The sequence below is a fragment of the Cyanobium sp. LEGE 06143 genome (assembly GCF_015207535.1).
Lineage (GTDB): Bacteria > Cyanobacteriota > Cyanobacteriia > PCC-6307 > Cyanobiaceae > NIES-981.
Map to the genome: position 1 here is coordinate 1 of NZ_JADEWP010000159.1, position 6,206 is coordinate 6,206.

Annotated in this window: 4 protein-coding genes and 1 pseudogene; all 5 read left to right on the top strand. The window is 69.4% G+C overall.

Going from position 1 to position 6,206, the window contains the following annotated elements:
* On the top strand, positions 1-1,889 hold a 1,889-nt coding region (thrS, locus tag IQ216_RS10770), incomplete at its 5' end, for a threonine--tRNA ligase (RefSeq protein WP_370566708.1).
* Between the two features lie 2 nt (positions 1,890-1,891).
* Complete coding sequence (locus tag IQ216_RS10775) at positions 1,892-2,908, top strand: glucokinase (RefSeq protein WP_193815468.1); 1,017 nt, start codon at positions 1,892-1,894, stop codon at positions 2,906-2,908.
* 90 nt (positions 2,909-2,998) lie between these two features.
* Positions 2,999-3,961: a homoserine kinase gene (gene thrB, locus IQ216_RS10780; protein ID WP_186696531.1), complete on the top strand. Its 963-nt coding sequence runs from the start codon at positions 2,999-3,001 to the stop codon at positions 3,959-3,961.
* A gap of 130 nt (positions 3,962-4,091) precedes the next feature.
* Positions 4,092-5,666 carry an NAD(P)H-quinone oxidoreductase subunit 4 gene (locus IQ216_RS10785; RefSeq protein ID WP_370561803.1) on the top strand — a complete coding sequence of 525 codons (1,575 nt, stop codon included), beginning with the start codon at positions 4,092-4,094 and terminating at the stop codon, positions 5,664-5,666.
* A 52-nt stretch (positions 5,667-5,718) separates the two neighbouring features.
* Positions 5,719-6,206: pseudogene (locus tag IQ216_RS10790) on the top strand (M3 family peptidase); the annotation flags it as partial.

A 6,206-nucleotide genomic window follows, 5' to 3' on the forward strand; every position in this document is an offset into this window, starting at 1 on the left:
CTTCCGCGCCCCCGTCCCGTCCCCACCCGGAGGCAGTGGCCAGGCAGCAGCAGGGAACAGCCGAGCCGGTGGCCCTGCCCAGGACCAGCGAGAGCGAGCAACTGCTGCGCATCCGCCACTCGATGAGCCATGTGCTGGCCATGGCCGTGCAGCGGCTGTTCCCCAAGGCCCAGGTCACGATCGGCCCCTGGACCGAGACCGGCTTCTACTACGACTTCGACCACCCGGAACCCTTCACCGAGGCCGATCTCAAGGCGATCAAGAAGGAGATGGGCAAGATCATCGGCCGCCGCTTGCCGCTGCAGCGGCTTGAGGTGAGCCGCGCCGAGGCCGAGGCGCGCATCCGGGCCCAGAACGAGCCCTACAAGCTGGAGATCCTGGCCTCGATCGAGGAGCCGATCAGCCTCTACACCCTCGGCGAGGAGTGGTGGGACCTCTGCGCCGGGCCCCACGTGGCCAACACCAGCGAGCTCAACCCCAAGGCCTTCGAGCTGGAGAGCGTGGCCGGGGCCTACTGGCGCGGCGACGAGACCAAGGCCCAGCTGCAGCGCATCTACGGCACCGCCTGGGAAACCCCCGAGCAGCTGGCCGAGCACAAGCGCCGCAAGGCCGAGGCCCTGCGCCGGGACCACCGCCGCCTCGGCACCGACCTGCACCTGTTCTCGATCGAGGACGAAGCCGGTGCCGGCCTGGTGTTCTGGCATCCCCGCGGTGCCCGCATGCGCCTCGAGATCGAGAACTTCTGGCGCGAGGCCCACTTCGCGGCCGGCTACGAGCTGCTTTACACCCCCCACGTGGCCGATCTGGGCCTGTGGAAGACCTCCGGCCACCTCGACTTCTACAGCGAGAGCATGTTCGGGCCCATGCAGGTGGATGAGCGGCAGTACCAGCTCAAGCCGATGAACTGCCCCTTCCACGTGCTCACCTATGCCAGCACCCTGCGCAGCTACCGGGAGCTGCCGATCCGCTGGGCCGAGCTCGGCACGGTGTACCGCTACGAGCGGCCCGGAGTGATGCACGGGCTGATGCGGGTGCGGGGCTTCACCCAGGACGACGCCCACGTGTTCTGCCTGCCGGAGCAGATCAGCGACGAAATCCTGGCCATTCTCGATCTCACCGAGCAGATCCTCTCCACCTTCGACTTCCGCAGCTACGAGATCAACCTCTCCACCCGGCCCGCCAAGTCGATCGGTGAGAGCGCCGTGTGGGAGCTCGCCACCCAGGGTCTGGTGGAGGCCCTGGAGCGCAAGGGCTGGAACTACAAGGTGGATGAGGGCGGCGGTGCCTTCTACGGCCCCAAGATCGACCTCAAGATCGAAGATGCGATCGGAAGGATGTGGCAGTGCTCCACCATCCAGCTCGACTTCAACCTGCCGGAACGTTTTGATCTGCACTACGTGGCCGCCGACGGCAGCCGCCAGCGGCCGATCATGATTCACCGCGCCATCTTCGGATCGCTGGAGCGGTTCTTCGGGATCATGACCGAGAACTACGCCGGCGATTTCCCCTTCTGGCTGGCACCGGAACAGATCCGGCTGCTGCCCGTCACCGACGAGGTGCGCCCCTACGCGGCCTCGCTCAGCGAGCAGTTCCGCCGGGCGGGCATCCGCTGCAGCGTGGATGGCTCCGGCGACAGGCTCAACAAGCTGATCCGCACGGGCGAGCAGATGAAGATCCCCGTGCTGGGGGTGATCGGCGCCAAGGAGGTGGAAGCGGGTGCCATCAGCCTGCGCAGTCGCCGCGACGGCGATCTGGGCACGCTGGCGGCCGGCGATGTGCTGGCAGCAGCCCGGCAGGCCAACCAGCAGCGGGGGGCAGGTCTCGCTCTGGAAGTGGACGCTCTGGAGGCCGCAGCCCAGGCAGCCGGCGGCGACGGGACACCCCGCTGACCATGGCCGACGCGACGCAATGCCTCACGGTGCTGGCGGGCGACATCGGCGGCACCAAGACCCTGCTGGCCCTGTATGCCCTGTGCGGCCCCCGATTGGAGCTGCTGCGCAGTGAGCGCTACCCCTCGGCCGAGTGGCTCGATCTCGCCCCGATGGTGCAGGCCTTCCTGGGCAGCGACTCCCCTCCTGCCGCGGCCTGTTTCGCCGTGGCCGGGCCGGTGCAGGGCGGGGAGGCCCATCTCACCAACCTGCCGTGGCAGCTCAGCGAGGCGGAACTCAGCCGGGACACCGGCATCGAGCGGGTGAACCTGGTGAACGACTTCGCCGTGCTGGTCTACGGCCTGCCGCATCTGGAGCCCCACCAGCAGGCTCCGGTGGTGGCGGGGCAGGCCGTGGCCGCTGAGCCGCTGCTGGTGCTGGGGGCGGGCACCGGCCTGGGGGTGGCGATCGGGCTGCCGGCGCGGGATGGAGCGGAGCTCACTGCCCTGGCCAGCGAGGCAGCCCATGGCGAGTTCGCGCCGCGCAGCGCCCAGGAGTGGGCGCTCAAGCAGTGGCTGCTGGCCAGCCTGGACCTCGAGCGCCTCTCGATCGAGCGGGTGGTGAGCGGCACCGGGCTGGGCCATGTGACCCGCTGGCTGCTGGACTCCCAGGACCCGGGCGGCGCCCATCCCCTCCAGACCCTGGCGGCCACACAGCCAGATGAGCTGCCCGCCGCCACCACCGCGGCAGCAGCCGAGGGCGATCCCCTGGCGAAAGCGGCCCTGGAGGTGTGGCTGGGCGCCTACGGCAGTGTCTGCGGCGACCTGGCCCTCACCAGCCTCAGCCGGGGTGGCATCTGGCTGGCGGGGGGCACCGCCGCCAAGTTGCTGGAGCCCCTGCGGGGCAACACCTTCCGCGAGGCCTTCCTGGCCAAGGGGCGGTTGGGGCGGGTTCTGGCCAACATGCCGATCACGGCGGTGCTGGATCCCGCCATCGGCCAGTTCAGTGCCGCCTGCCGGGCTCGGATGCTGCTGGGCTGAGTCTCGAGGTCACCAACCAGCCCGGATGCCAGGCACGAACCAAACCGCCGCCGATGAACTGAGACACTGAGCCGAACCGAGGAAGCTTCGATGGCGCGCCCCCGCATCGGCCAGGGCGTGGTGGTGCATGTGCCAGCCACCACCGCAAATGTGGGGCCTGGATTCGACTGCCTCGGGGCGGCCCTCGACCTCGACAACGTGTTCGAGATGCGCTGCATCGCCGGCGGCAGCCAGCGCTTCGACCTGATCATCGAGGGCCCAGAGGGGGCCCACCTGCGCGGCGGGCCCGACAACCTCGTCTACCGCTCCGCCCAGCGGGTGTGGAAGGAAGCCTGTGAGGAGCCGGTGGGGCTGGAGGCAAGGGTGCGCCTGGCCGTGCCCCCCGCCCGCGGCCTGGGCAGCAGTGCCACGGCGATCGTGGCCGGCCTGATGGGCGCCAACGCCCTGGTGGGCGAGCCGCTCAGCAAGGAGAAGCTGCTGGAGCTGGCCATTGATATCGAGGGCCATCCCGACAATGTGGTGCCCTCCCTGGTGGGCGGGCTGTGCATGACGGCGAAGGCCGCCTCGCACCGCTGGCGTGTGGTGCGCTGCGAGTGGTCGGCGGAGGTGGTGGCCGTGGTGGCGATTCCGGCGGTGCGGCTCACCACCAGCGAGGCACGGCGGGCCATGCCCAAGGCGATCCCCGTGGCCGATGCGGTGACCAACCTCGGCGCCCTGACGCTGCTGCTGCAGGGGCTGCGCACCGGCAACGGCGATCTGATCACCGACGGCATGCACGACCGCCTGCACGAGCCCTACCGCTGGGGGCTGATCCCTGGGGGTCGCAAGGTGCGTGAGGCGGCCCTGGAGGCCGGGGCCTGGGGCTGCGTGATCAGCGGTGCCGGCCCGAGCCTGCTGGCGCTCTGCCGCCAGGAAGTGGCCGAAACGGTGAACCGGGCGATGGTGCGCACCTGGTACTACGCCGGCGTGGAGTCGCGGGCGGAGGTGCTGAGCGTGCAGCACCGCGGCAGTCACTGGCTGCCGCTGCCGGATCGGCCTGAGAACGCTGAGTAGTTCTACCCAGCCGCCTTGCTGCAACTGGTAAGTTGCTCCAGATCTTGACGGGACTCGGATGGACGGCTCTTTGGCGCTTGTGGCCGCGTCCATTCCGCAGACCCCCTGTTCCTCTCCTCCCCTGGGCCCCCTGGCCGCGGCCCTGCCCGACGCCCTGATGGCAGGCGGGCTGGCCGGTTTCCCCTGGCTCAGCCTGATCGTGTTGCTGCCGGCGGCTGTCGCCCTGGCGATGCCATTGCTGCCGGGGGACGGCAGCGATCCCCGTTGGCCCCGCAGCCTGGCCCTCGGCACCCTGGGGGTGGATCTGGTGCTGATGCTGGTGTGCTTCAGCCAGCACTTCGAGGGCTCCAGCGCCGAGCTGCAGCTGGTGGAGCGCGTCAGCTGGGTGCCGGCCCTCGGGCTGGAATGGTCGCTGGGGGCCGATGGCCTCTCGGCGCCCCTGGTGGTGCTCTCCGGCCTCGTCACCCTGCTGTCGGTGGCCGCCAGCTGGAACATCAACCGCAAGACGCGCCTCTATTTCGCCCTGATGCTGGTGCAGGCCTCAGCCCAGGGGCTGGTGTTCCTCTCCCAGGACTTCCTGCTGTTCTTCCTGGCCTGGGAACTGGAGCTGGTGCCGGTGTACCTGCTGATCGCCATCTGGGGCGGCCAGCAGCGCCAGTACGCCGCCACCAAGTTCATCCTTTACACCGCCACCGCCTCGCTGCTGATCCTGGTGAGCGGCCTGGCCCTGGCCTTCTACGGCGGCCCCTTCAGCTTCAACCTCAGCGAGATGGCCAGCCGCAGCCCCGGCGGGGTCTTCGGCCTGCTCTGCTACGTGGGCTTCCTGATCGGCTTCGGCGTGAAGCTGCCGATGTTCCCCCTGCACACCTGGCTGCCCGATGCCCATGGCGAGGCCAATGCGCCGGTGTCGATGCTGCTGGCCGGGGTGCTGCTGAAGATGGGCGGCTATGCCCTGCTGCGCTTCAACGTGCAGATGCTGCCGGAGGCCCACCTCACCCTGGCGCCGGCCCTGATCGTGCTCGGCATCGTCAACATCGTCTACGGCGCCCTCAACGCCTTCGCCCAGGACAACGTCAAGCGCCGGATCGCCTGCAGCTCCGTGAGCCACATGGGCTTCGTGCTGGTGGGGATCGGCGCCATTGACGCCCTCGGCATGAGTGGCGCCATGCTGCAGATGATCAGCCATGGCCTGATCGCCGCCGCCATGTTCTTCGTGACCGGCGTGTTCTACGAGCGCACCAAGACCCTCTCGATTCCCAACATGGGCGGCCTGGCCAAGGCCCTGCCGATCACCTTCGCCTTCTTCCTGGCCAGCTCCCTGGCCTCCCTGGCTCTGCCGGGCATGAGCGGCTTCGTGAGCGAGATCACGGTGTTTCTGGGGGTCACCGCCAACGACGGCTTCACAATCGGCTTCCGGGTGATCACCATCGTGCTGGCCGCCGTGGGGCTGGTGCTCACGCCGGTGTATCTGCTCAGCCTCTGCCGGCGCGTGTTCTTCGGGCCCAGGATCCCGGCCCTGGCCGTGGTGGGCGACATGAATCCACGCGAACTGCTGATCGGCCTCACCCTGCTGGTGCCCACCCTGGTGATCGGCTTCTGGCCGCGGGTGGCGATCGATCTCTACGAGGCCAGCACCAATGGCCTCTCCAGCCAACTGGCCAGCGTCACGGCCATCACCCTGGGCAGGATCCCCGCCCTCGGCTGAACCACGGCCCACGGCGGCGATCGGCTGAAATAGTCCCAGCTGAACCGCGCTGATGGGCCACGCCACCGCCACCCTGCCGTTGCTCGAGGGCCAGGGATTGCCTGCCTTCGCCCAGATCACCGCCGATCAGGTGGCCACGGCGATTCCGCTGCTGCTGGAGCAGTTGCACAGCGAGCTCAGTGCCCTCGAGACCAACCTGGAGCAGCAGCTCAGCGACCCGAACGCTCCCCTGGCCTGGGAGGCGGTGATGGAGCCCCTGCAGCGGCTGGGCGAGAGGCTGCGCTGGAGCTGGGGAGCGGTGAGCCATCTCAACGGCGTGTGCAACAGCCCTGAGCTGCGCGAGGCCTACCAGCAACAGCAGGGGGCCGTGGTGGCCTTCGGCAGCCGGGCCGGCCAGAGCCAGGTGCTCTACCGGGCCCTGGAGCGGTTGGCCGGCAGCGCGCTCGATGGCGTGCAGCGGCGCATCCTCGAGGCCGAGCGCCGCGACATGCAGCTGCGCGGGGTGGGGCTGGAGGGTACCGAGCAGGGGGCCTTCAATGC

Coding starts and splice junctions, on each gene's coding strand:
- IQ216_RS10775 (WP_193815468.1), top strand. CDS start 1,892: ATGGCCGACGCGACGCAATGCCTCACGGTGCTGGCGGGCGACATCGGC.
- thrB (WP_186696531.1), top strand. CDS start 2,999: ATGGCGCGCCCCCGCATCGGCCAGGGCGTGGTGGTGCATGTGCCAGCC.